Source organism: Bradyrhizobium sp. AS23.2 (genome assembly GCF_001908185.1).
Taxonomy (GTDB): Bacteria; Pseudomonadota; Alphaproteobacteria; order Rhizobiales; family Xanthobacteraceae; genus Bradyrhizobium.
This window is the reverse complement of sequence record NZ_LGHM01000302.1, coordinates 1-1,632: the sequence shown is the minus strand read 5'-3', so window position 1 is coordinate 1,632 and position 1,632 is coordinate 1. Positions and strand designations below refer to the sequence as shown.

Genomic DNA, 1,632 nt, shown 5'->3' with positions numbered 1-1,632 from the left:
ACGACCTTCTTAACCCCCAAACTCGCAAGCGCGACCAACTTAAAGCACGAAATGAAGAATGTAATTCTCGCCGCGTTTCGATCTTTCGTGTTTCTACACAGCCAGGGTCAAAAGGCGGCATCGGCCGGCGCTGCGGCGATTTCAGCTCAGGGCCAGGACCTGACTCATGCACCGCAGCAATCGACATTCGTCATTCGATCACTCGTCGGCGCGGGCAAGCAACGTGGGTGGTACCGCCAGGCCCCGGCGCCTTTGCGGACTGATTTTGAATGCTCGATTCCAATTCCAGATATAAGATTCATTCGGAGGGGGCGGTCGAAAAGTCTGGGAGACGAGCCGCGGCTCGTGCCGCGCGAGAATTGCAATAGTAGGAGGACATCATGAGACGACGCCGCGTATTGCAAATCGGGCTCGGCGGGATCGCTGCACTCGGTGCACTTCCTCTGATCGGAGCGCAGAGGTCGATGGCTACTGATGGTCCCGAAACATTCGTCTACGTCTCGAACGCTGGCACCAAGGACATCTATGTTCTCGGCATGAACCGCGACACCGGGGAGCTCATCATGATCGAGAAGACGCCAGTGCCAGGCGCGGAGAAGACCTCGCTGGTCAGCCTGCCGATGGCGCTGCCCCCCAACAAGCGCTACATTTACGCGCAACTGCGCAGCGAGCCGTATCCCGTCTCGACGTTCTCCATCGACCACACCAGCGGGAAGCTCACCCATCTCGGCTCGACGCCGCTGGTCGATCAGATGGCCTACATCAACGTGGACAAGACCGGCAAACATCTGGTGGGCGCGTCCTATACCGGCGCCAAGGTGGCCGTCTACCCGATCGACGCGCGCTCGGTTGTCGAAGACAAGGCGACCCAGATCATCGACACCAAGCCAAAGGCGCACTGTGTCTTCTTTGACGCCAGCAACAGGCATGTTTATGTGCCGGTGCTCTCGGCCGACTACGTCATGCAGTTCAAGTTCGATGCCGGCACTGGCATGCTGACGCCCAATGACCCGCCCACGGTCGCCGTCAGGGCCGGCGCGGGCCCGCGCCACTTCACCATACATCCGAACGGCGAATGGGCGTATCTCATCACCGAGACCACCGCGACAATCGGCACCTATTCGATCAACAAGGACACCGGCACTCTGACCGAGGTGGGGTTCGTTGACACCGGCGACTACAACCTGAAGGATTCGGCCTTCGCCTCCGACATCCATGTCACGCCGAACGGCAAATTCCTCTACGGCGCCGTCCGCACGACCAGCATGCTGCATGGGTACAAGGTCGATCCCGAAAAGGGCACGCTGACCGGGATCGGAAAATGGCCGACCGAGAAGACCCCGCGCGGCTTCAGCATCGATCCACGTGGCAAGTTCTTGCTGGCCGCGGGGATGGATTCAGCGAGCCTGACCGTCCATGCAATTGACCAGAACAACGGCGAGCTGAAGACCGTCAAGCAATATCCGGTGGGCCAGCAACCGAACTGGGTCGAGATCGTCGACATGATCCGCGCCTAGGTGTGGAGCCTCAAGAGGTTGTCCTTGGTCAAACCGAGCCTGCTGATCGGCGTTTGTGAGTCGATACCGCCATGGGGCCGGTGCCAGTTGTATTGGTGGAGCCAGATCGGCAGCT

1 protein-coding gene and 1 pseudogene are annotated in these 1,632 nt (G+C 59.9%); one reads left to right on the top strand and one right to left on the bottom strand.

Going from position 1 to position 1,632, the window contains the following annotated elements:
• Window positions 1-380: 380 nt before the first annotated feature.
• On the top strand, window positions 381-1,517 hold the full coding sequence (locus AC630_RS41580) for a lactonase family protein (protein WP_074124206.1): 1,137 nt from the start codon (window positions 381-383) through the stop codon (window positions 1,515-1,517).
• Here AC630_RS41580 and AC630_RS45010 read toward each other — a convergent pair.
• Window positions 1,514-1,632 (bottom strand): annotated as a pseudogene (locus AC630_RS45010) (IS481 family transposase); the annotation flags it as partial. The gene AC630_RS41580 and the pseudogene AC630_RS45010 sit on opposite strands and share 4 nt — an antisense overlap.